General features: G+C 65.4%; 11 protein-coding genes and 1 riboswitch. Of the genes, 6 read left to right on the forward strand and 5 right to left on the reverse strand.

The genetic code is table 11. The features are described 5' to 3' along the window. Positions 1-403 precede the first annotated feature (403 nt). Both MUU56_RS32170 and MUU56_RS32175 read left to right on the forward strand, forming a co-directional pair. Positions 404-1,123, forward strand: a complete 720-nt coding sequence (locus MUU56_RS32170; RefSeq protein WP_245083271.1) for a DUF1223 domain-containing protein — start codon at positions 404-406, stop codon at positions 1,121-1,123. Between the two features lie 408 nt (positions 1,124-1,531). Then, positions 1,532-1,906, forward strand: coding sequence for a DUF2794 domain-containing protein (locus MUU56_RS32175; protein ID WP_245083202.1), 375 nt, complete (start codon positions 1,532-1,534; stop codon positions 1,904-1,906). A gap of 4 nt (positions 1,907-1,910) precedes the next feature. On the opposite strand, the gene MUU56_RS32180 is transcribed toward MUU56_RS32175, so the two are convergent. The 3 genes from MUU56_RS32180 to MUU56_RS32190 form a co-directional block, all read right to left on the reverse strand. Then, complete coding sequence (locus MUU56_RS32180; RefSeq protein WP_245083205.1) at positions 1,911-2,462, reverse strand: GNAT family N-acetyltransferase; 552 nt, start codon at positions 2,460-2,462, stop codon at positions 1,911-1,913. A gap of 131 nt (positions 2,463-2,593) precedes the next feature. After that, on the reverse strand, positions 2,594-6,052 hold the full coding sequence (gene pyc / locus MUU56_RS32185) for a pyruvate carboxylase (protein WP_245083208.1): 3,459 nt from the start codon (positions 6,050-6,052) through the stop codon (positions 2,594-2,596). 218 nt (positions 6,053-6,270) lie between these two features. Continuing rightward, positions 6,271-7,011 carry a LuxR family transcriptional regulator gene (locus MUU56_RS32190; protein WP_245083211.1) on the reverse strand — a complete coding sequence of 247 codons (741 nt, stop codon included), beginning with the start codon at positions 7,009-7,011 and terminating at the stop codon, positions 6,271-6,273. Positions 7,012-7,312: 301 nt separating this feature from the next. Between MUU56_RS32190 and MUU56_RS32195 the strand changes: the two genes are divergently transcribed. Next, entirely contained in the window at positions 7,313-9,070 is a 1,758-nt protein-coding gene (locus MUU56_RS32195) for a glucan ABC transporter ATP-binding protein/ permease (protein WP_245083215.1), read from the forward strand. A 9-nt stretch (positions 9,071-9,079) separates the two neighbouring features. On the opposite strand, the gene MUU56_RS32200 is transcribed toward MUU56_RS32195, so the two are convergent. Beyond that, positions 9,080-10,249 carry an OpgC family protein gene (locus tag MUU56_RS32200; protein WP_245083219.1) on the reverse strand — a complete coding sequence of 390 codons (1,170 nt, stop codon included), beginning with the start codon at positions 10,247-10,249 and terminating at the stop codon, positions 9,080-9,082. 25 nt (positions 10,250-10,274) lie between these two features. Further along, positions 10,275-18,773 (reverse strand): glycoside hydrolase family 94 protein, encoded by an 8,499-nt coding sequence (locus tag MUU56_RS32205; protein WP_245083223.1) that lies wholly within the window; start codon positions 18,771-18,773, stop codon positions 10,275-10,277. Here MUU56_RS32205 and MUU56_RS32210 point away from each other — a divergent pair. The 3 genes from MUU56_RS32210 (at position 18,772) to metH (ending at position 23,605) form a co-directional block, all read left to right on the forward strand. Further along, a complete protein-coding gene (locus MUU56_RS32210) occupies positions 18,772-18,978 on the forward strand; it encodes a hypothetical protein (protein WP_245083225.1) in 207 nt (68 codons plus the stop codon). The genes MUU56_RS32205 and MUU56_RS32210 overlap by 2 nt on opposite strands. Positions 18,979-19,191: 213 nt before the next feature. Beyond that, positions 19,192-19,410, forward strand: a riboswitch (cobalamin riboswitch). Positions 19,411-19,511: 101 nt separating this feature from the next. After that, positions 19,512-19,727: a hypothetical protein gene (locus MUU56_RS32215; RefSeq protein WP_245083228.1), complete on the forward strand. Its 216-nt coding sequence runs from the start codon at positions 19,512-19,514 to the stop codon at positions 19,725-19,727. Between the two features lie 83 nt (positions 19,728-19,810). Continuing rightward, positions 19,811-23,605 carry a methionine synthase gene (metH, locus tag MUU56_RS32220; protein WP_245083231.1) on the forward strand — a complete coding sequence of 1,265 codons (3,795 nt, stop codon included), beginning with the start codon at positions 19,811-19,813 and terminating at the stop codon, positions 23,603-23,605. The last annotated feature ends 4 nt before the right edge of the window (positions 23,606-23,609 follow it).

Raw genomic sequence — 23,609 nt, forward strand, 5'->3', positions numbered from 1 at the left:
TCGACACCCTCGACGAGGTCACATACATGAACAACGGCGGCATCCTACAAACCGTCCTCAGAGACCTCGCTGCCTGAGCGGTTTCAGTGCCCACCCATCGCCGTCATCCTCAGGCTTGACCCGAGGATCCATGCGGCACCTGCGGCTGTAGATGGTCGGGTCGAGCCCGACCATGACGGAGGGGAGGTTGGTGGACGTGATCAACAGTCCAATGCCGGGGTTGCAAACCCCGGCATTGCTATTTTCCAGAGCATTTTTCTCAGCTATGAAGCTCACTCCATCGTGACTTCCTGTTGAAGCGGCAAGCGCGTATGACGGGCTCAAAAGGCCGGTATTTGCCGGCGCTCCACTGGAATTGATCATGCCGAGACCGCACATACCGCATTGTCTGGCGATCCTGCTGATGCTGGGGGCCGGCATCGACGCCGCCCATGCCGGGGAGACCGTTCGGCCCAAGGGCGTGGTCGAGCTTTTCACCAGCCAGGGCTGTTCGTCCTGTCCGCCCGCCGACAAGGCGCTGGAGACGCTGGCACGCGAGGGCGAGGTCGTCGCGCTTTCCTACCACGTCGACTACTGGAACTATCTCGGCTGGGCCGACACGCTCGCTTCCAAGGACAATACCGACCGGCAATATGCCTATGCCCGCATGTTCGGCCGCAATGGCGTCTACACGCCGCAGGCCGTGTTGAACGGCCGCGAGCACTTGAACGGCGCCGACATCGCCGGCATCCGTTCGCGGATCAGCGCCATGCCCGGCGAGAGGAAGGGCCTCGAAGTACCGGTCGATGTCGAGGTGAAGAACGATGAATTGCGCATTCGCGTCGGCCCTGGCGAAGGCAAGGCCAATATCGTCATCGCCTATTTCGAGCGCGAGCGTACGATCAACATCGACAAGGGCGAGAACCGCGGCAAGACCGTGAACTATTGGCACGCCGTCACCGACATGGAGACGATCGGCATGTGGGAGGGCAAGGAGACCAACCTGGTGCTGCCTGCCGACATGCTGAAGAAGAAAAAGAAGTCCGGCGGCTGCGCCGTGCTGCTCCAGCGCATGCGCACGGCCGATACGCCCGGCGCCATCTTGGGCGCGACGGTGCTGACGGGCCACAAGGCCTCGCGGTAGGACAGCTGCACCCCGTGCAGCGCCTGCGGCGGCCTTGCGGAAACAGCATGGAGAAAACGAACACCCTGGGACGCGCGAGCGTTCCGGGGGAGGTCCGGTCCGGCTTCTTCGAGGGGCTTGGGGCTTGAGGGTTCGAAGAAAGACGGACCGGACCTGGACGAAGTCGCCGGCAACGGAATACAAGGCGACTTCGACAGACGCTTCCCGTACCGGCCGCTTCCCGCACAAGGCAGCGGGCCGGCACGAGCTGCGACCGGCGAACTCTCTCCTGTAATTTGGGCGTCTGTTTGTCTGAATTGCGGCGAGACGGATTTTTGCGAGAACGCCCACGCCGACCATCCGCCTTGCATTTCGACACCGCTCAGGCACACTGTCATCGAGCCGTCATGGACGAAGCGCGGAGATTCGATGACCGACCAGCCGGATTTGCAGGCTTCCAACGTCGTGGTCGACCTGCTGGATTACCGAAACAGCAAGGATCCGCTGCCGGTAACCTTCCATCGACGCGAGCTCGACGCAATCCTCTGGGTCTATGGCCGCATGGTCGGCGAAGGGGAATGGCGCGACTACGCCATCGACCACCTGCGCGACAGGGCGGTGTTCTCCGTCTTCAAGCGTTCCGGCGAAATGCCGCTCTACCGAATCGAGAAGAACCCGAAGCTCGCCGCCAAGCAGGGGGCCTACAGCGTGATCAACACGCACGGCACCATCCTGAAGCGCGGCCACGAGCTGAAACAGGTGCTGAAGGTCTTCGACAAGGTGCTCCGTCTCGTCGAGACGTGAACCCTTAGACCATCGTTCCCGGAAAATCCGTGGCGGACGGCTCGGTTTCCGCGCCCTCGCCGAGCGCGCGCTGCATGAAGACCGTATCGAGCCAGCGCCCGTGCTTGAAGCCGGTCGCCGTCATGTGGCCGCTATGCGCGAAGCCCGCCGCGCTGTGCACGGCGATGGAGGCCGGATGCGCCCCGCCGATGACGGCCACCATCTGCCGGAAGCCGAGCGCCGTGCAGCGGCGGATGAGTTCGGCCAGCAGGGCCCTGCCGACGCCCTTGCCGCGCGCTTCCGGCGCCAGATAGACCGAATCCTCGACCAGCCAGCGATAGGCCGGCCGCGTGCGGAAGGCCGACGCATAGGCATAGCCGAGGATGAGGCCGGTCTGCTCCACCGCGACGATATAGGGATAGCCCTTGCCGGTGATCGCCTTGAAGCGCGCCTCCATCTCGTCGAGCGACGGCGGGTCGATCTCGTAGCTCGCCACCCCGTTCAGCACGGATTCGCGGTAGATTTCGGTGAAGGCGGAGATGTCGCCGAGGGCGGCGGTGCGGATGATGAAGCTCATGGAAGCCTCAGGGTCTCAAAGGTGATTTCAGGAAAAGCGAGCGCCGGTTTTGCGTCCGAAATCATCCGAAAACAAGGGAAGGATGCGGAATGGAGCGCCCAACCCACATCCTTTCCTGGTTTTTTTGAAGGTCAGGCACCGTAGACGATCAGCAGGTCCTTGGCGTCGATCTGGTCGCCCGCTTTGACGAGGACCTCGGAGATCGTGCCGTCCTTTTCGGCATGGAGCGCCGTTTCCATCTTCATCGCTTCGATGGAGAGCAGCACGTCGCCGGCCTTGACCTCCTGGCCGGCCGAGACCGAGACCGTCGAGATGACGCCCGGCATCGGCGCGCCGAGATGGGCGGCATTGGCGGTATCGGCCTTGCGGCGGACAGCCGAGGTGGCGGCGCGGTTGCGGTCCGGCACCTTGATGAGGCGCGGCTGGCCGTTCAGCTCGAAGAACACCTTGACCATGCCCTGCGCATCCGGCTCGCTCCTCGCCTGGTGCAGGATGACGAGCGACTTGCCCTTCTCGATTTCCGGCTGGAGCTCCTCGCCCGGCGCAAGCCCGTAGAAATAGGCCGGCGTCGGCAGCACGCTGACCGGGCCGTACATGTCGGCGGCCAGCGCATAGTCGGTGAAGACCTTGGGATACATCAGGTAGGAGGCGAACTCGAAGTCGTCGACCTTGCGCTCCAGCTTGTCCTCGATGGCCTTTCGTTCGGCATCGAGATCGGCGGCCGGCAGCAGCGAGCCGGGCACGGCCGTATAGGCCGCCTCGCCCTTCAGCGCCTTCTTCTGCAGGCCCGCCGGCCAGCCACCCGGAGGCTGGCCGAGATCGCCCTTCAGCATCGAGACGACGGACTCCGGGAAGGCGATGTCCTTGGCCGGGTTCTCGACGTCGGCGACTGTAAGGTCCTGCGAAACCATCATCAGCGCCATGTCGCCCACCACCTTGGAGGACGGCGTCACCTTGACGATGTCGCCGAACATCTGGTTGGCGTCGGCATAGGCCTGGGCGACGCGGTGCCACTTGGTCTCGAGGCCCAGCGAGCGGGCCTGTTCCTTGAGATTGGTGAACTGGCCGCCCGGCATTTCATGCAGGTAGACCTCCGAGGCCGGCCCCTTGAGGTCGCTTTCGAAGGCGGCATACTGGAAGCGCACGGCCTCCCAGTAGAAGGAGATGCGGCGGATCCATTCCGGATCGAGGCCCGGATCGCGCTCCGAGCCCTTCAACGCCTCGACGATGGAGCCGAGGCAGGGCTGCGACGTGTTGCCGGACAGCGCGTCCATCGCCGCATCCACCACGTCGACGCCGGCATCGACGGCGGCGAGCACGGTCGCGGCGGCGATGCCGGACGTGTCGTGGGTGTGGAAGTGGATCGGCAGGTCGGTCGCCTCGCGCAGGGCCTTGAAGAGCACGCGCGCGGCCGCCGGCTTCAGAAGGCCCGCCATGTCCTTGACCGCGATCATGTGCGCGCCGGCCTTTTCCAGCTCGCCGGCGAGCGCGGTATAGTACTTCAGGTCGTATTTCGGGCGGGCCGAATTCAGGATATCGCCGGTATAGCAGATCGCCGCCTCGCAGATCTTGTTCTCCTCGGCGACGGCGTCCATCGAGACGCGCATGTTGTCGACCCAGTTGAGGCAGTCGAAGACGCGGAAAACGTCGATGCCGCCCTTCGCCGCCTGGCGGACGAAGTACTTCACGACATTGTCGGGATAGTTCTTGTAGCCGACGCCGTTCGCGCCGCGCAGCAACATCTGGAGCAGCAGGTTCGGCGCATCCTCGCGGATGCGGGCAAGACGGTCCCACGGATCTTCCGTGAGGAAGCGCATGGAGACGTCGAAGGTCGCGCCGCCCCAACATTCCAGCGAGAAGAGCTGCGGCAGCGCCCGCGCATAGGTGCCGGCGATGCGGGCGATATCGTGGGTGCGCATGCGGGTGGCGAGCAGCGACTGATGGCCGTCGCGCATGGTCGTATCGGTGAGGAAGACCTGGTTCTCACCGCGCACCCATTCGGCGAACTTCTTCGGCCCGAGTTCGTCGAGCTTCTGCTTGGTGCCGGCGGGAATGTCCCCGTCGATGAAGGGAACGACGGGCTTGGCGACATCGGCCGGCGGCTTCGGACGGCCCTTGGCCTCCGGGTGACCGTTGACGGTGACGTCGGCGAGGTAGGTGAGCAGCTTCGTCGCGCGGTCCTGGCGCTTGACCTGCTGGAAGAGTTCCGGCGTCGTGTCGATAAAGCGGGTCGTATAGCTGTTGTCGCGGAACTTCTCGTGGCCGATGATCGCCTCGAGGAAGGTGAGGTTGGTGGCGACGCCGCGGATGCGGAATTCGCGCAGCGCCCGGTCCATGCGGGTGATCGCCTCCAGCGGCCCCGGCGCCCAGGCCGTGACCTTGACGAGCAGCGGATCGTAGAAGCGGGTGATGACCGCGCCCGGATAAGCCGTGCCGCCGTCGAGGCGGATGCCGAAGCCCGAGGCCGAGCGGTAGCCGGTGATGCGGCCATAATCGGGGATGAAGTTCTGTTCCGGATCTTCCGTGGTGATGCGGCACTGCAGGGCGTGACCGTTGAGGCGGATATCCTCCTGCTTCGGCACGCCCGATTGCGGCGTGCCGATCGCCTCGCCGTCGAGGATATGGATCTGAGCCTTGACGATGTCGATGCCGGTGACGACTTCCGTGACCGTATGCTCGACCTGGATGCGCGGATTGACCTCGATGAAGTAGAATTTGCCGGTATCGGCATCCATCAGGTATTCGACCGTGCCGGCGCCGACATAGTTGGTGGCGCGGGCGATCTTCAGCGAATAATCGGCAAGCTCCTGGCGCTGCGCCTGCGAAAGATAGGGCGCCGGCGCGCGCTCGACGACCTTCTGGTTGCGGCGCTGGATGGAGCAGTCGCGCTCGAAGAGATGCACGACATTGCCATGCGTGTCGCCGAGGATCTGGCTCTCGACGTGGCGGGCGCGCTCGACGAGCTTTTCGAGATAGACCTCGTCCTTGCCGAAGGCGGCCTTGGCCTCGCGCTTGGCTTCCGTCACCTCGCGGATCAGGTCCTTCGCATCGCGGATGGCGCGCATGCCGCGCCCGCCGCCGCCCCAGGAAGCCTTCAGCATGACGGGATAGCCGATCTCGGCGGCAAGGCGATGGATTTCCTTCTCGTCGTCGGGCAGCGGATCGGTGGCCGGCACGACCGGCACGCCGACGGAAATGGCAAGATTGCGGGCGGCGACCTTGTTGCCGAGCTGGCGCATCGTATCCGGCCGCGGGCCGATGAAGGTGATGCCGGCGGCATCGCAGGCATCGACGAATTCCGGGCTTTCGGACAGGAGGCCGTAGCCGGGATGGATGGCATCGGCGCCCGAAAGCCTGGCGACGCGGATCACCTCGTCGATGGAAAGATAGCTCTCGATGGGGCCGAGATCGCGCGTCAGATGCGGGCCTCGGCCGATCTGGTAGCTCTCGTCCGCCTTGAAGCGGTGCAGCGCCAGCTTGTCCTCTTCCGCCCATATCGCGACCGTTTTGAGCCCCAGTTCATTGGCCGCGCGGAACACGCGGATGGCGATTTCTGAACGGTTGGCGACAAGGATCTTGGAAATGGGCAAGTCGGACTCCTCAATGACTTGGAAGCGGGAAATGCTGCACCCGCGAAGAGGATTATTAGCGGGTAATTTTCAAAGTTCAATTTTGGAGTCGCCATCCGGCGAAAGATTTGCGGCGTGGAGAGCATGTTCCGCAAAGGCACGCCGGGGCACAGCGCAACGGAATTGCGCAAAACCGGACGGATGAAACGTTTTCGCAAAGCGCGGTGGGCCGCGGCGCCTCAGGAAACGAGCCCCAGCCGGAAGGCGAGGGCGATGGCATGGTGGCGGTTGCGCGCGCCCAGCTTCTCCTGGATCCCGTTCATGTACCAGTCCACCGTATGGCTGGAAATGCCGAGCACCCGGCCGATATCGTGGGAGGTCATGCCTTCGGCCAGGAGGCTGAGCGCCTCCATTTCGCGGCGCGTCAGCTCCACGTCCACCACGGCGGAAAGGCGGGCGGCGGCCTCCGGATCGGCGGCATGGATGAGCTTCCAGTAGAGCCGCCGCGCAATGCTGTCGAACAGCCCGATCTCCACGCTTTCCAGGTCGATCGGCTTGCCGCCGAGGCTGAGGCTGCCGAGAAGCCCCCGCCGGCCGTGGACGGGAAAGACATAGCCGTCCTCCAGCCCGTTCTGGCGGGCGTCCACCATCATGCGCTCCATGCGTTTGCGATGGGGACTGAGACGGAAGGCGCCGAGCGTGTCGCGCCAGCGGAAACCCGCCTGCGCATGGCCGAGATAACGCATCGTCGGATCGACCTGCATGTAGCGCTTGCGCAGATAGGTTTCCGGCCAGCCCTTGGGCCAACGCCCCGCGAGCAGCAGGCTCGGCGGGCTCTCGACCGGCCTCGGCGCCTGGAGAAGGCCGTAGTAGTCGAACCCGTACAACTTGATGAGACGCTCGAACTCGGCCGTGGTTTCCTCCCGGCCGCGCAACTCGTCGATCAGTGCAAGAAACTGCACCAGCAAGTTGATCTTCATGTGCCCCGCGCTTGAATAGCTTTGTTAACCAACTGATAAAGCTGAACCCGGCCGCAATCGGCCCAAGCGCCCCATTCATTTTCCCCGTCTGACAGATGGCAGGAAGGCGGCGCGAAAATCAATCGCTTTGCATGCATCGAGGGCATGAAATCGCATAATCACGCAAGATTTCAGTCGAGTCATGAAATTTGCTTGACCACGAAGAACTTTTGCCCCTTCCGCTGATTAATACGCTGAGCCAAGGGACAAAGGGTGCCAACGCTGCACCGCACAACAGGTATCGCCGGAAAGGCCCGCATTCGTGTCTTTGTTTCAGGTTTATGCAAGAGCCCTCAGCTATCTTGGGGTCTACAAGCTCCGTGTCGGCTCGGTGGTCGTCGCCAACATCGTGCTCGCGGTGATCACCATTGCCGAGCCGGTTCTGTTCGGCCGCATCATCGATGCCATTTCCACCAAGGGCGACGTGACGCCCATGCTGCTCCTGTGGGCGGGCTTCGGCCTGTTCAACACGATCGCCTTCGTTCTGGTCGCGCGCGAGGCCGACCGGCTGGCACATGGCCGGCGGGCGAGCCTGCTGACGGAAGCCTTCGGCCGCATCATCTCCATGCCGCTCGCCTGGCATAGCCAGCGCGGCACCTCCAATGCGCTGCACACGCTGCTGCGTGCCTGCGAGACGCTGTTCGGCCTGTGGCTCGAATTCATGCGCACGCACCTTGCCACCGCCGTCGCGCTCGTCCTGCTCATCCCCACCGCGTTTGCGATGGACTATCGCCTTTCGCTGGTGCTGGTGGTGCTCGGCGTCGCCTATGTCATCATCGGCAAGGTGGTGATGAACCGCACGCGCGAAGGCCAGGCCTCTGTCGAAAACCACTACCACACCGTCTTCTCCCATGTGTCGGACTCGATCAGCAACGTCTCGGTCGTGCACAGCTACAACCGCATCGAAGCCGAAACGCGGGAGCTGAAACGCTTTGCCGAGCGGCTGATCAATGCACAGTATCCGGTGCTCGACTGGTGGGCATTGGCGAGCGCGCTGAACCGCATCGCCTCGACGATCTCGATGATGACCATCCTCGTCATCGGCACGGTGCTGGTGCAGCGGGGCGAGATCAAGGTGGGCGACGTCATCGCCTTCATCGGCTTCGCCGGCCTCCTCATCGGGCGCCTCGACCAGATGAAGGCCTTCGCCACGCAGATCTTCGAGGCCCGCGCCAAGCTGGAGGACTTCTTCACGCTGGAAGACGCCGTCAAGGACCGCGAGGAGCCGACCGGCGCCGGTGATCTCGGCGAGGTCAAGGGCAAGGTCGAATACCGCAATGTCAGCTTCGACTTCGCCAATGCCACCCAGGGCGTCAGCGACGTCTCCTTCACGGTGGAGGCCGGCCAGACCGTTGCCATCGTCGGCCCGACGGGCGCCGGCAAGACGACGCTCGTCAACCTGCTGCAGCGCGTCTACGAGCCGAAGTCGGGCCAGATCCTCATCGACGGCGTCGACATCTCCACGGTGACGCGCAAGTCGCTGCGCCGCTCGATCGCCACCGTCTTCCAGGATGCGGGCCTGCTCAACCGCTCGATCTCCGACAATATCCGCCTTGGCCGCGAAGGCGCGACGCAGGCGGAAATCGAGGCGGCGGCCGAGGCGGCCGCGGCGGGCGACTTCATCGCCTCGCGCCAGGGCGGCTACGAGACCCATGTCGGCGAGCGCGGCAACCGCCTGTCGGGCGGCGAGCGCCAGCGCATCGCGATTGCCCGCGCGATCCTGAAGAACGCGCCAATCCTCGTGCTCGACGAGGCGACCAGCGCGCTCGACGTGGAGACGGAGGCACGCGTGAAGGCGGCGATCGACCAGCTGCGCCGCAACCGCACGACCTTCATCATCGCACACCGCCTCTCGACGGTCCGCGAGGCCGACCTCGTCGTCTTCATGGATCACGGCAGGATCGCCGAAATGGGCACGTTCAACGATCTCAGCCAGAGCAACGGCCGCTTCGCCGCCCTGCTGCGCGCCAGCGGCATCCTGACCGACGACGACGTGCGCAAGAGCCACACCGCCGCCTGAGCACCGTCGTCACTGCTTCGGCGTATCGCTTTTGACCGGCAGGGCCTGAAGGCCCTGCCGTTTTGCGTTCTGGGCGATCACGGCGGCCTGCCAGTCGAGGTAACGCGCATAGGCGACGTGCAGCGTGATGCCGAGAAGCGCATAGAGCGTGCCGAGGACCGGGTTCTTGCCCGTCACGAACATCATCACCTGCCCCGCCATGGCGAGGATCGTGCCGAAGATGAAGACGGCCAGCGAATGCCGCCCGATCGCGACCAGCGGATGGGAGAGCGGCAGGGCGGCCCAGCTGGAGAGAACCGGGATCGTCGCCAACAGATAGGCCCCTGCCAGCACATGGAGAAGACGGGTCGTCGAGAGGAACGTCTTGTCGAAGCCGGTCAGCACCGCCGGCAGGCCGTAGGAGAGGTCGATGTTCCACCAGGAGAACACGACCCAGGCCAGCGAGACGGCGAGGTAGGCAGCCGATAGCACCATCAGGATCGGATGACGGGGAATCCCCTTCCTCCTGGCACGCAGCACGCCGACCATGCCGATGACGAAGAGGAACTGCCAGGAGAGCGGATTGAGGAACCAGTAGCCGTCATCGAGGAAATTCGACGGCGCGATCCGCCAGAGGCCGGCACAGAGCCAGAGCGTACCGGAAACGGCGAGCAACAGCACGGCGCTGCGCTGGTAGAGCCAGAGGAAGCCCGGCAGCATCAGGAGCACCACGGCATACATGGACAGGATGTTGTTGTAGCCGAACTGGTGGCCGAGCAGCACCATGCTGACGACGCCCTGTTCCGTGCGGTCGACGACGGCACGCAGGTTGATTTCCGACAACAGGTCCGGCCGGCCGAACCACAGCGCCCCACCGGCGAAGATGGCGAAGGTGATGACGCTCGTCATGATATGGGCGACATAGAGCGTCAGCGCCCGGCGCAGGATACGCAGCGTCACCGCCAGACGCTCGCCGATGGCGAAGCGCGCGCCGTAGGCGAGGCCGACCGACATGCCCGAGATCAGCACGAAGGCCTCCGCCGAATCGGAGAAGCCGAAATTCTTGTGCGTCAGGTGCTCCAGATACTGGCCCGGAACGTGGTTGACGAAGATCGTCAGGAGGGCAAGCGCCCGGAAGACGTCGAGGCGCGTGTCGCGTTGCCGCGGCACGACGCCCGTCGGTCCATGTCTGTCTGTCATGGTGCTCTGATCCACTTGGCGTGGATCAGAGCAAATAGCCCTCGTTTGAAGATTTGATGACAGAGCCGTTCACACTTGCCTGCCATCCCCCGTCGCCGGCGCGCTCGACGCGGATCGACAGTTTCCTGCCCTCAAGGTCGAGCGTCGCCTCGTAACCGTCCCACGCCGCCGGCAGCACCGGATTGACGAAGAGGCGATCCCCTTCCTTGCGGATGCCCAGGATGCCCTCCACCGCCGCGCGGTAGAGCCAACCCGCCGAACCCGTATACCAGGTCCAGCCGCCGCGCCCCGTGCGCTCGCCCTCGCCATAGACATCGGCGGCGACGACATAGGGTTCGACGCGGTAAAGCTCGGCGGCTTCCGGCGTCAGCGCGTGGTTGACGGGGTTGAGGATGTTGAAGCAGGTCCAGGCGTCCTCCGCCCGGCCGAGGCGGGCAAGCGCCAGCACGACCCAGGTCGAGGCATGGGTGTACTGGCCGCCATTCTCCCGCACGCCCGGCGGATAGGCCTTGATATAGCCCGGATCCTGCGGCGTCTCGACGAAGGGCGGGGTGAACAGGCGGATGACGCCGTTCTCCCGGTTGACCAGCTCGGCCATGACCGCGTCCATCGCCTGCCGCGAGCGCGCCGGATCGCCGACACCGGACAAGACGCTCCAGCTCTGCGCGATCGAATCGATCCGGCATTCGGCATTCTCGGCCGAACCGAGCGGCGTGCCGTCGTCGAAATAGCCCCGGCGGTAATAGGCGCCGTCCCAGCCCGTCGTTTCCAGCACCACCTTGAGGCGGCCGAGATGTTCCTGCCACCGGTCCGCGCGCTGGTGATCGCCGCGCTCGCGGGCGACGGAGATGAAGCCGCCGAGCGTGCCGGCCAGGAACCAGCCGAGCCAGACGCTGGTGCCCCTGCCCGCCTCGCCGACGCGGTTCATGCCGTCGTTCCAGTCGCCGCCGAGAATGAGCGGCAGGCCGTTCTCCCCGGTGCGGCGGAGCGCAAGGTCGAGCGCGCGGGCGCAATGCTCGTAGAGCGGCGCTTCTTCCGCCGAGCGCTCCGGCGTGTAGAAGGCGTCGTGCTGGCCCTCGGCAAGCGGCGCGCCCTCGATGAAGGCCAGCGTCTCGTCGAGGATCGCCCGGTCGCCGGTGGTGCGGCAGTAATATTCCACCGCATGGGCGAGCCACACCACGTCGTCGGAGATCATGGTGCGCACGCCCGCGCCGCTGTCGGGCAGCCACCAGTGCTGCACGTCGCCCTCGACGAACTGGCGCGCGGCCGCATTGAGGATCTGGCGGCGGGCAAGGTCCGGCCGGTGCAGGACGAAGGCCAATGTGTCCTGCAGCTGGTCACGGAAACCGTAGGCGCCGCTTGCCTGGTAGAAGGCCGAGCGGGCCTGGATGCGGCAGCCGAGCGCCTGATAGGGCAGCCAGTCATTGACCATCCGGTCCAGCGCCGCATCCGGCGTCTTCACCTGCAGCGTGCCGGTGAAATCGCTCCAATAGGCGCGGACGGCGGCCATGACATCGTCGAAATCGGCCTCGCGGCTTTTTTCCGCGAGCGCCCGGGCACTTTCCGCATCGGCGGTATCGCCGAGCACGAAGAGAAGTTCGCGCTTCTCGCCCGGCTTCAGGACGATATCGACGGCCAGCGCCGCGCAGGGATCGCCGATGCCTTCGGCGGAGCCGGACAGCGCCTGCCCCGTGGCGACGGCACCCGGCAGCACGATATCGCCGCCGCGGCCGATAAATTCGCGGCGCCTGGCGGTAAAGCCCGCCACCGGCGCATCGACGGCGAAGAAGCTGGTCCGGCCGGAAAAATCGAAGCTGTAGGGATTAGTCGCAAAGAGCGCACCGCTCTCCTCGTCATGGCTGGTCAAGACGAAAGGCGCGGTTTTCGCCGGGTTGTTGCCCAGCACCCATTCGACATAGCCGTAGACCGTCAGGCTGCGTTCCGTCTCGCCGGTATTCTTGAGGACGAGGCGGGAATATTTGACCGGATCCTCGGGATCGACCGTCTGCACGAGGTCGAGCTCGATACCGTCCTCCCAGCTGCGGAAGGCGGAATAGCCGAGGCCGTGCCACGTCTCGAACCGGACCGAATTCTTCCGCGACAGGGCGGCGAAGGGCGCCATGACCGTGCCGCGCTCCTTGTCCCTGACATAGAAGGCTTCGCCCGGACGGTTGACGACGGGATCGTTGGTCCAGTGGGTGAGCTGGAAGTCGCGCGAATTGCGGCTCCAGGTATAGCTTGCGCCTTCCGCCGAGACGTGGAAGCCGAAATGCGGGTTGGCGATGACGTTGATCCACGGCTGAGGCGTCGCCTCGCCGCCGCGAAGCCGCACGGCATATTCCCGACGCTCCTCGTTGAAACCGCCGAAACCGTTCCAGAAGCTGAGGCCCTTGCCGTCGATCTCCACCGGCTCGCCGGCGGACGCCGGCAGTTTCGGCACGGGTGCCGGCGTCGTCTCGGCCTTCGCCTCCTCCTCGCCGCGGGGCGTCGCGAAGAGGGAGACCGTGCGGGCGATCTGGTCGGAGAGCGTGCCGTTGCGGGCGTGGAAGACCGCGCGGGCCGTCGCCAGCAGCGCCTGCCAGGTGGTGACGTCCATCAGGTCGCGGCGCACCGTGAAGACATGCTGGCGCGCGCCGTCGGACTGGCTGCGGATGCGCAGGTTCTCGCACATATGGTCGAGCGTGTGCTGCATGTCCTGCGCGTAGGAGGCGGCGCGCTCGTTGAGGATGACGAGATCGGCGATGACGCCGCGGTGGCGCAGGTAATCCTGTGCGCGCAGCGCCTCGCGGGCGACCTCCACGTCGATCTCGTCATTGATGCGCAGCACGAAGATCGGGAAATCGCCCGAGATCGCCAGCGGCCAGAGCGCCGACTGGGCGGTGAGGCCGTTCACGATCGTGCCGGTATCCGCTCTGAGGTGCATGTCCGGATAGGTGAGGTAGCGGCCGAGCATCTGGAAGCTCGCCGCCTCCTGCGAGGTGACGCCGACATGGCGCATATGCACCTGCGAGCGCGTCCAGGCATGGATCATCTCGTGGTTGAAGCTGTCCGGATGGCGGTAGCGGTCGATCGCCGCATCCACCTCCGCACGGCTCGGAGCGGCGATGGTCCAGAAGATGACCTTGACCTTCTTGCCCGCCGGCACGCGCACGACGCGGCGCAATGCCATGACCGGATCGAGCGTGAAGCCGTCCGTGCCGGAAAGCTGCGCGCCCGGATCGAAGGCGGCGGCGGTCGCCAGCGAACGGCCGCGGCCGATGAAGCGGCGGCGGTCGGTCTCGATCTCGGTGCGGCGCGAGGGGCCGGCATTATCCACGATGAGGTGGGCGATGGACATGTCCGGTTCGTTCGGATTGCGCTTCTGGCGCTCGGCGCGGATGACGTCGCCGCGCTTGCCGATCTCCGTCTTGATGAACATCTTCGAGAACAGCGGATGGGCGTTGTCGGCATCGTCGGTCGAGATGACAGGCTCCATATAGGAGGTCACCTCGATGAAACGATCCTCCGGCCCGGTGTTGAGCAGCGTCAGGCGGCGGCCTTCGGCATCATGCTCGGTGGCGACGATGCACTCGACCTCGCTCGTCAGCGTGCCGACGGTCTTGATGAACTCCGCCTTGTCGTCGCCGAACTGGGTCTTCGTCACCTCGCCCTCGGCTCGTTTCGGCTCGGCGGTGGCGGACCACCACTCGCCCGTCGCGGTGTCGCGCAAGAAGAGGAAGGAACCCCAGCGATCCTCGGTCGGGTCGGGCTTCCAGCGGGTGACGGACTGGCCGTTCCAGCGCGAATAGCCGGCACCGGTCGCCGTCAGCATCACCGCATAGTGGCCGTTCGACAGGAAGACGGTCTCGCGCTCCTTGCTGAAGGGCTCCTTGATGATGCGGATTTCCGGGCGCAGCAGGTCGGCCTGCGTGCTGCCGACGGTCTCCGGCTCGCGCTTGGCGTTGATGACCGGAATGTCGCGCGGCGCCTTTTCCTGCAGCAGGAGTTCGGCCGCCTCGATGACGGGGTCCGCGTGGAAGCGCTCGCGCAGCGCGCCGTTGAAAACGACATTGGCGACGGCGGCGATCGACATGCCGTGATGGTGCGCCATGTAGTTGCGCACGACGGCGCAGGTCTTGCCCTCCGGCACGCGGGTCGGGGTAAAATCGACGGCATCGTGGAAGCCGTAGACGCCGAGCGCGCCGAGCTTCCTGAGGCGCTCGAGGTTTTCCAGCGCCGCCTTGGGCGCATATTGCGTCGCCAGAAGCGAGGCATAGGGCGCGATGACGGCATTCTGGCCGAGGCCGCGTTTCAGGCCGAGCGTCGGCACGCCGAAATTGGTGTACTGGTAGGTCAGCTCGTGGTCGCGGGCGTTGAAGGCCGCTTCGGAGATGCCCCAGGGGGTGCCGAGACGGCGGCCATGGTTCATCTGCTCGACGACGACGAGGTTGTTGGTCTGGTTCAGGATGCCGCCCTGGCGCTCCTGCATGACGAGCGGCGGCATCAGATATTCGAACATCGAGCCGGACCAGGAGACCAGCGCGCCGCGCGAGCCGACCGGCACGACCGGACGGCCGAGCTTGTACCAGTGCTCGGTCGGAAGGTCGCCCTTGGCGATGGCGAAGAGGCTGGTGAGGCGCGCCTCGGAGGCGAGCAGGTCGTAGCAGGCCTCGTCGAGCTCGTTGGTCTCGACGCGGTAGCCGATCGACAGCAGCCGGCGTTCCGGGCGGAAGAGGAAGCCGAAATCCATCGAGAAGGCAATGTCGCGCGCGCGGTCGCGCAGCACGACGAGGCGCTCGCGCAGGCCCTCGATGCTGCCGAGGTCGAAGACGCTGTCGGCGATATGCGCTTCGCAGGTGGAGACCAGCGCGCCGGCCCACCGGGCGAGCTCGCCGCTCTCGGCGGACTTGATCTCGTGGTCGAGATTGACGATCAGCTTGTTGACGTCACGCGCCAGCACCGAGAGGTTGATGACGCGGATGGAGGCGAATTCGTGCTCGCGCTTGACGGCGGCGAGCGCATTGTGGAAGCCGACGATGCGCTCCTCGATGAGGCGGCGCAGCGGGCGCACGGTCTTCCGGTCGTCCGGCAGGTCCTTCAGCGTTTCGGAGAGGATCGAGGCGACGTCACCGATGCCGTCGAGGCTGCCCTGGAGATGCGCCGAGGGGGCTTCGGCCCATTCGCGGCACATCGAGGAGACGGCGATGAGGTGGCCGGCGAGGTTGCCGCTGTCGACCGCCGAGACATAGCGCGGCCCCAGCGTTTCCAGCGTGTTGGTGCGATACCAGTTGTAGAGATGGCCGCGATATTTCGGCATGCCGTCGATGGTGGCGATCGTCTGTTCGAGGCGGCGCACCGTCTCCTCGAAGCTGATCCAGCCGAAATCGCGGGCGGAGATGACCGAGAGCAGGTAGACGCCGATATTGGTCGGCGAGGTGCGCTCGGCGAGCACCGGCTGCGGCGTTTCCTGGAAATTGTCCGGCGGCAGGTAGTGCTGCTCGGCGGTGACGAACTCCTCGAAGTAGCGCCAGGTGCGCCGCGCGATCTTGCGCAGCTCGTTGGCGACGTAGTCGGAGACGACGAGCTGGTCCTCGGTCTCGGCCGTCTGGCTGACATACCAGGCGATCATCGGCGAGAGCGCCCAGACGAGCGCGAAGGGAATGCCGATGAAGGGAAGGCCGGTGTCGGAAACCATGGCGAGCGCCACGGACAAGGCCGCGAGCGCCGGGGCCTGCCACATCGACTTGTAGTGGGCGAGGATGCCGCCGCGCGCCGCGCTGTCGGCCTGCGCGGCCGTGCGCCATTCCAGCATCAGCTTGCGGCTGACGAGGGTGCGGTAGAGCGAACGCACGATGGCGTCGGCCATCAGCGCGGCCGAATGGGCGATGAAGGCGATGCGCAGCGCCACCTGCGCGTTCGCCGCACGGATATCGGAGATCACGCGATGCACATGGGCCCGGGCGACGATATCGTTGCGGCGCGGCATGACGCCGGAAATCAGCGAGAGCGTCGGGGCGACGAAGAGCAGGAAGATCAGCACGAGCTGCCAGATCAGCGCCTGGCGCGGCTCCATGTAGTACCAGCCCATGACCGAGGCGACGAGCCAGCCGATCGGGATGAGGCTGCGGCGCAGGTTGTCGTACATCTTCCAGCGGCCGAGCATGGAAATGCCGCTCGACGGGCCGAAGATGTAGGGCAGCAGCTGCCAGTCGCCGCGCGCCCAGCGATGCTGCCGCGAGGTCTCGGTGCCGTAGCGGGTCGGGAAGTCCTCGACGAGCTCGACATCCGTCACCAGCGCGCAATGGGCGAGCGAGCCTTCGAGCAGGTCGTGGCTGAGGACGGAATTCTCCTCGATCCGGCCCTTCACCGCCGTCTCGAAGGCATCGACATGGTAGAGGCCCTTGCCGGTGAACGTGCCTTCCCCGACGAAATCCTGGTAGACGTCGGACACGGTGAAGACATAGGGGTCGATGCCGCGGTCGGCGGAGAAGATTCGCTGGAAGGTCGAGGCTTCCTTGCCCGTCGTCAGCGACGGCGTGACGCGCGGCTGCAGGATGCTGTAGCCGGCGGTGACCTCACCCTTTTCCGCATCGATGACCGGGCGGTTGATCGGGTGGTGCAGCTTGCCGACGAGCTTCGTCACCGCATCGCGCATCAGGCGCGTGTCGGAATCGAGCGTCATGACGTATTTCACGTCCGCCGGCACGATGTTCGCGCCCGGCAGGAAGGTCGTGTCGCCGTCGCCGCGCAAGAGGAGGTTCAGCTCGTGCAGCTTGCCGCGCTTGCGCTCCCAGCCCATCCAGCAGCCTTCGGACGGATTGTAGAGGCGGCGGCGGTGCAGGAAGTAGAAGCGCGTGCGGCCGTCATAGGCATAACGCGCCGAAAGCGTCGCGATCTCGCGCTTGGCGTAGTCGAGCACGTCGAGGTCGGCGGGGGATTCCTCCGCCTGGCTGTCCGCCCAGTCGCTGAGAAGGGCGAAATAGATCTCGCCGCGCGGATTGGCGAGGTAGTGGACTTCGAGGTTGCGGACCAGCTCGTCGACATGGTCGCGCTTGGAGATCAGACACGGCACGACGACGAGCGTGCGCGCATCCTCGGGAATGCCGTCCTTGAACTCGTAGCCGACAAGGCGGGACGGCGTGACGAAGAAGGTGACGAGCGTGTTGAAGAGGCCCGTCGCGCCCTCGGAGGCCGGCAGCGCGAAGAGCACCAGCATGATCAGCCAGGCGCCGTCCGGGATATCGAGCTGATCGAGGAAATAATAGACCGCGATCATCGCCAGCAGCGTCAGGACGATGTTGGGGCCGGCAATGGCGAACCAGTCGAGCTTGCGGCCGAAGCGCACGATGCGCTGGACGATCGACGGCCGGTAGCCGATGCGCTTTTCCAGCAGCTTGCGCTTCTTGCCGACGAGGAAAGCGGCGACATTGGCCTCGTAGTCGAGATCCTCGACATGCGCCGCGGCGTCTTCCGCCGTCATCGCCAGCGCCGTCTCGGTCACCTCCAGCTCGGACTTGCCGGAGCGGCGGGCGAAACGCTCGATCGTGTTGCGGTACTTGTTGCGCGAGCCGAAATCGAGGTCGCTGTAGTCGGAGCCCTGGCGCAGTGCCTCGTCGAGGCGGCTGACGCTCTCGAACCAGACAGGCCATTCCGTGTCGTCCACCGCGCGAAGGCTCTTGATGAGCGAACTCATCGTGACATTGCCGGAGGAAAGCCTGTTGTTCTCCGCGACGATCAGCTCCTCGAGGTCGCTGCCGCGGCTCTCGATCTTGCGCTCCAGCCACTGGATCACCGCGCCGGAGGCCTGCAGGCCGTCACGCAGGCGATAGAGCAGCTGGATGACGAAGGTGTTGTCCTCGATGAAGCTTTCCAGCGTCTGGAGATGCGCGATGGACTTTTCCGGATCGTTGAGGCGGATCAGCTCGTCGGCCACCTCATTGGCCTTGAAGCGCATCTTGCGCGAGCGCTCGACGCGGCTGGAAATGCGGCGCAGGTTCTCCAGCAGCACGAAGCGGATGAAGGAGGGCAGCGCCCAGAGTTCGCCGATCTTCAGCGCGTCGATCTTCTGGAAGCCCTGCACGAAGGCGGTGAGGCCCTCATGCGAGACGCCGCTATGGGTATGCGCGACATAGAGCCAGGCGAGCGCCAGCGTGCGCGGCATCACCTGCCCTTCGACCTCGATGGTCGGAAGCTGGCGATAGAAGCGGCGCGGGAAGTCGCGGCGAACCTCCTGGATCGCCTCTTCGACGACATAGTAGTTGTCGAGCAGCCATTCGGCCGCCGGGGTGATCTGGGCACCCGCCTCGACATCCTTGGCCGTGGCACGATAGACGCGGAAGATTTCCTTCTCGTTTTCCTTGTGCCGGGCGCGGAATTCGAAGGGCTGGAAACCGGGCAGCGGCGCGCTCTTGTCGCGCGCCAGGGCCTCGCCGCAATCGGCCAGCTCCTCCAGCGTCAGATAGGTGGCGCGGATCGAATCGTTATAGTCGATCTGCTTGGCGTCAGCGTCGCGCGAGGAGGCTTGCGGCGTATTGTGAAGGGGCATGTTTCTGATTCTGGATCCGGCCATGTTGAACCATCCGGCAACGGCCTTTGTGCCGAACGGTTTTTTGCGGGCAGGCTTCATCTCGGTGCCGCGATCAGCCATGGGACCAAACGGCGCCCGGACGGCGCGGCTGGGGTGGACATGGCTCAAGCGACACGCTGGTTGGCATCCTGGCCGCGTGGTGCATGAAAACGGCATTTTTTAGCCGTAAGGACAGAGACTTGCAACATGTCAACAGGACCGGATGGCGCAGCATTGACCCTCATCTGCGGTTTTGGTGAATCGCGCGCTCCGCGTATCGGGCGAAGGGGCGCATAGGACGGGCTGATGCCAAATGCGCGAGGGCGACAAAAGTTCCGGGCGCCCGTGCCGGCCTGTGCATGAGCGATCCCGCCATTGACTTGCCGCTCCGCCCAAGCCAGTCTGCCGGCGTCAGGGTCTTCCGAGTCGATTGGGCTCGGAGGCTAAGAGGGAAGCCGGTGCGATGCTCCGAAAGGAGCGCCAAGACCGGCGCTGCCCCCGCAACTGTGAACGGCGAGCTGCTGTCGCTCCCAGGCCACTGGTGGATGTCACCGGGAAGGCGAGACAGACGCGATGACCCGCAAGCCAGGAGACCTGCCCTGACAGTCGTAACGTCCATGGGCGGGGTGTCCCAGTGGTGCGCTTGCTTGTCGCCTCGCGGCGACGTTCCAGCAGCGTGCGTCCGGTCATCCCCCAATTTTCCGATTGGGGAAGAAAATGCTTGCCATCACCAATGACGGTCCTGCCGGCACCGGAAAGCCGGAATCCATCTTCATCTCCTGGCTGCTCTGGCAGCCGCGCGGTGCCGACCTTGCCGTCGAGGCGCTGAAGGAGGTGCAGAAACTTTCGCGCTACGAAAAGGTCGATCCGGATATCGCCCGCCTGAAGGCGCTTTTCGCCTCGCTGGCCGGGTCGGATCGGTTGGTACACTGATCACAGTCGCATAAAGACATATTGACATAAAGATATCTTTATGTGATCTCCGGTGCAGGATTATTGCACCGGAGGGCTTTGCCATGGCCAAATCGCACCTGGACACCCTGTTCGGCCCCGAACTGCCGCCGCGCGACGGGCGCGAGATCCTCGCCGCCCTCAAGGCCGCCGCGCGCGAGCGCATCCTCGTGCTCGACGGCGCCATGGGCACGGAAATCCAGACGCTCAAGCTGGTGGAGGAGGATTTCCGCGGCGACCGCTTCGGCGACTGCGCGTGCCACCAGCAGGGCAACAACGATCTCCTGACGCTGACCCAGCCGGCGGCGATCGAGGACATCCACTACCGCTATGCGCTCGCCGGCGCGGATATCCTCGAGACCAACACCTTCTCCTCCACGACCATCGCCCAGGCCGACTACGGCATGGAGGACATGGTCTACGAGCTCAACCGCGACGGCGCGCGTCTTGCCCGCCGCGCCGGCCTCAGGGCCGCCGAGAAGGACGGCCGCCGCCGGTTCGTCGCCGGCGCGCTCGGCCCGACGAACCGTACCGCCTCCATCTCGCCGGACGTCAACAATCCCGGCTACCGCGCCGTCACCTTCGACGATCTGCGCATCGCCTATGCCGACCAGGTGCGCGGCCTCATCGACGGCGGCACCGACATCATCCTCATCGAGACGATCTTCGACACGCTGAACGCCAAGGCGGCGATCTTCGCCACCCGCGCGGTCTTCGAGGAAAAGGGCATCGAACTGCCCGTCATGATCTCGGGCACGATCACCGACCTTTCCGGCCGCACGCTCTCCGGCCAGACGCCCGAGGCCTTCTGGAACTCGGTGCGCCACGCCGAGCCCTTCTCCATCGGCCTCAACTGCGCGCTCGGCGCCAATGCCATGCGCGCCCATCTCGCAGAGATCTCGTCCGTCGCCCAGACCTTCGTCTGCGCCTATCCCAATGCCGGCCTGCCGAACGCCTTCGGCAAGTATGACGAGACGCCGGAGGAAATGGCCGCGCAGATCGAGGGCTTCATGCGCGATGGCCTCGTCAACATCGTCGGCGGCTGCTGCGGCTCGACGCCGGACCATATCCGCGCCATCGCCGCGGCCGCCGCGCGCCACGCGCCACGCGAAATCCCCGACATCCCGCGCCACATGCGCCTCTCGGGCCTCGAACCCTTCACGCTGACCGAGGCCATCCCCTTCGTGAATGTCGGCGAGCGCACCAACGTCACCGGCTCGGCGAAGTTCCGCAAGCTGATCACGGCGGGCGACTATGCCGCGGCGCTCGATGTCGCCCGCGACCAGGTGGCGAACGGCGCGCAGGTCATCGACATCAACATGGACGAGGGCCTGATCGATTCCACGAGGGCGATGGTGGAATATCTCAACCTCATCGCCGCCGAGCCCGACATCGCGCGCGTTCCGGTGATGATCGATTCGTCGAAATGGGAGGTGATCGAGGCGGGCCTGAAATGCGTGCAGGGCAAGCCGCTGGTCAATTCCATCTCGCTGAAGGAGGGCGAAGAGGCCTTCCTGCACCATGCGAAACTCGTGCGCGCCTATGGCGCCGCCGTCGTCGTCATGGCCTTCGACGAGAAGGGCCAGGCCGACACGAAGGCACGCAAGGTGGAGATCTGCACCCGGGCCTACAGGCTGCTCACCGAGGTCGCCGGCCTTGCGCCGGAGGACATCGTCTTCGACCCCAACATCTTCGCCATCGCGACGGGCATCGAGGAGCACGACAATTACGGCGTCGACTTCATCGAGGCGACGGCCGAGATCACCGCGACGCTTCCGCATGTCCATGTGTCCGGCGGCGTCTCCAACCTTTCCTTCTCCTTCCGCGGCAACGAGCCGGTGCGCGAGGCGATGCACGCCGTCTTCCTCTATCACGCCATCCAGGCGGGCATGGACATGGGCATCGTCAATGCCGGCCAGCTCGCCGTCTACGACACGATCGAGCCGGAGCTGCGCGAGGCCTGCGAGGACGTGGTGCTGAACCGCGTGCCGAAGGCCGGCGGCACCGCCACCGAGCGCATGCTCGACATCGCCGAGCGCTTCAAGGGCGCGGCCGGCAAGGAAGCCAGGGAACGCGACCTCGCCTGGCGCGACTGGCCCGTCGAGAAGCGCCTCGAACACGCCCTCGTCAACGGCATCACCGAATTCGTCGAGATCGACACGGAGGAGGCACGGCAGAACGCCGAACGCCCGCTGCACGTCATCGAAGGCCCGCTGATGGCCGGCATGAACGTCGTCGGCGACCTTTTCGGCGCCGGAAAGATGTTCCTGCCGCAGGTCGTCAAATCCGCCCGCGTGATGAAGCAGGCCGTCGCCGTGCTGCTGCCCTACATGGAGGCCGAAAAGCTCGCCAATGGCGGCGGCGGCGGCGAACGGCAGAGCGCGGGCAAGATCCTGATGGCGACCGTCAAGGGCGACGTGCACGATATCGGCAAGAACATCGTCGGCGTCGTGCTCGCCTGCAACAATTACGAGATCATCGACCTCGGCGTCATGGTGCCGGCGACGAAGATCCTCGAGACGGCGAGGGCGGAGAAGGTCGACATCATCGGCCTCTCCGGCCTCATCACCCCCTCGCTCGACGAGATGGTGCATGTCGCCGCGGAGATGGAGCGAGAAGGCTTCGACATCCCGCTCCTCATCGGCGGGGCGACGACGAGCCGCGTGCACACGGCGGTGAAGATCCATCCACGCTACGACCGCGGCCAGGCGGTCTACGTCACCGACGCCAGCCGCGCCGTCGGGGTGGTCGGCTCCCTGCTGTCGCCGGAGATGAAGTCCGGCTATGTCGAGACGCTGGAGGCCGAATATCGCAAGGTCGCCGATGCGCATGCGCGCAGCGAGGCGGAAAAGCAGCGGCTGCCGATCGCCAGGGCCCGCGACAACGCCTTCAGGGCGGACTGGTCCGCCTATGAGCCGAAGACGCCCTCCTTCCTCGGCACCCGCGTCTTCCAGGACTGGGACCTGGCGGAGCTTGCCCGCTATATCGACTGGACCCCGTTCTTCCAGACCTGGGAGCTGAAGGGCGTCTATCCGAAGATCCTCGACGACGAGAAGCAGGGCCCTGCCGCCCGCCAGCTCTTTGCCGATGCCCAGGCGATGCTGGAGAAGATCATTTCGGAAAAATGGTTCACGCCGAAGGCCGTCGTCGGCTTCTGGCCGGCAGGCACCGTCGGCGACGACATCCGCCTCTTCACCGACGAGACGCGGAGCAAGGAACTTGCCACCTTCTTCACGCTGCGCCAGCAGCTTTCCAAGCGCGACGGGCGGCCGAACGTGGCGCTCTCCGATTTCGTCGCGCCGGTCGACAGCGGCAAGCACGACTATCTCGGCGGTTTCGTCGTGACGGCCGGCATCGGCGAGATCGCCATTGCCGAACGCTTCGAGCGGGCGAACGACGACTACAACTCGATCCTCGTCAAGGCGCTCGCCGACCGCTTCGCCGAGGCCTTCGCCGAGCGCATGCACGAATATGTGCGCAAGGAGCTCTGGGGCTATGCGGCGGAGGAGACCTTCTCGCCCACCGATCTCATCGGCGAGCCCTATGCCGGCATCCGCCCCGCGCCGGGTTACCCCGCCCAGCCGGATCATACGGAAAAGACGACGCTCTTCCGCCTGCTCGATGCCGAGAGGGAAATCGGCGTCGAGCTCACCGAAAGCTATGCGATGTGGCCCGGCTCCTCCGTCTCCGGCCTCTACATCGCCTCGCCGGAAAGCTACTATTTCGGCGTCGCCAAGGTGGAGCGGGACCAGGTGGAGGACTATGCCCGCCGCAAGGGCATGGCCGTCACGGAGGTGGAGCGCTGGCTCGGCCCGGTGCTCAACTATGTGCCGGTGACCGCGCGGGAAAACGCGGCCTGAGCTT

It is taken from the genome of Shinella yambaruensis, assembly GCF_022899355.1.
Lineage (GTDB): Bacteria > Pseudomonadota > Alphaproteobacteria > Rhizobiales > Rhizobiaceae > Shinella > Shinella yambaruensis.

What these genes read in the sequence shown, in the direction of transcription:
- MUU56_RS32170 (WP_245083271.1), top strand. Translation starts at nt 404, where the DNA reads ATGCTGGGGGCCGGCATCGACGCCGCCCATGCCGGGGAGACCGTTCGG.
- MUU56_RS32175 (WP_245083202.1), top strand. Translation starts at nt 1,532, where the DNA reads ATGACCGACCAGCCGGATTTGCAGGCTTCCAACGTCGTGGTCGACCTG.
- MUU56_RS32180 (WP_245083205.1), bottom strand. Translation starts at nt 2,462, where the DNA reads ATGAGCTTCATCATCCGCACCGCCGCCCTCGGCGACATCTCCGCCTTC.
- MUU56_RS32190 (WP_245083211.1), bottom strand. Translation starts at nt 7,011, where the DNA reads ATGAAGATCAACTTGCTGGTGCAGTTTCTTGCACTGATCGACGAGTTG.
- MUU56_RS32200 (WP_245083219.1), bottom strand. Translation starts at nt 10,249, where the DNA reads ATGACAGACAGACATGGACCGACGGGCGTCGTGCCGCGGCAACGCGAC.
- MUU56_RS32210 (WP_245083225.1), top strand. Translation starts at nt 18,772, where the DNA reads ATGTTTCTGATTCTGGATCCGGCCATGTTGAACCATCCGGCAACGGCC.
- MUU56_RS32205 (WP_245083223.1), bottom strand. Translation starts at nt 18,773, where the DNA reads ATGCCCCTTCACAATACGCCGCAAGCCTCCTCGCGCGACGCTGACGCC.
- MUU56_RS32215 (WP_245083228.1), top strand. Translation starts at nt 19,512, where the DNA reads ATGCTTGCCATCACCAATGACGGTCCTGCCGGCACCGGAAAGCCGGAA.
- metH (WP_245083231.1), top strand. Translation starts at nt 19,811, where the DNA reads ATGGCCAAATCGCACCTGGACACCCTGTTCGGCCCCGAACTGCCGCCG.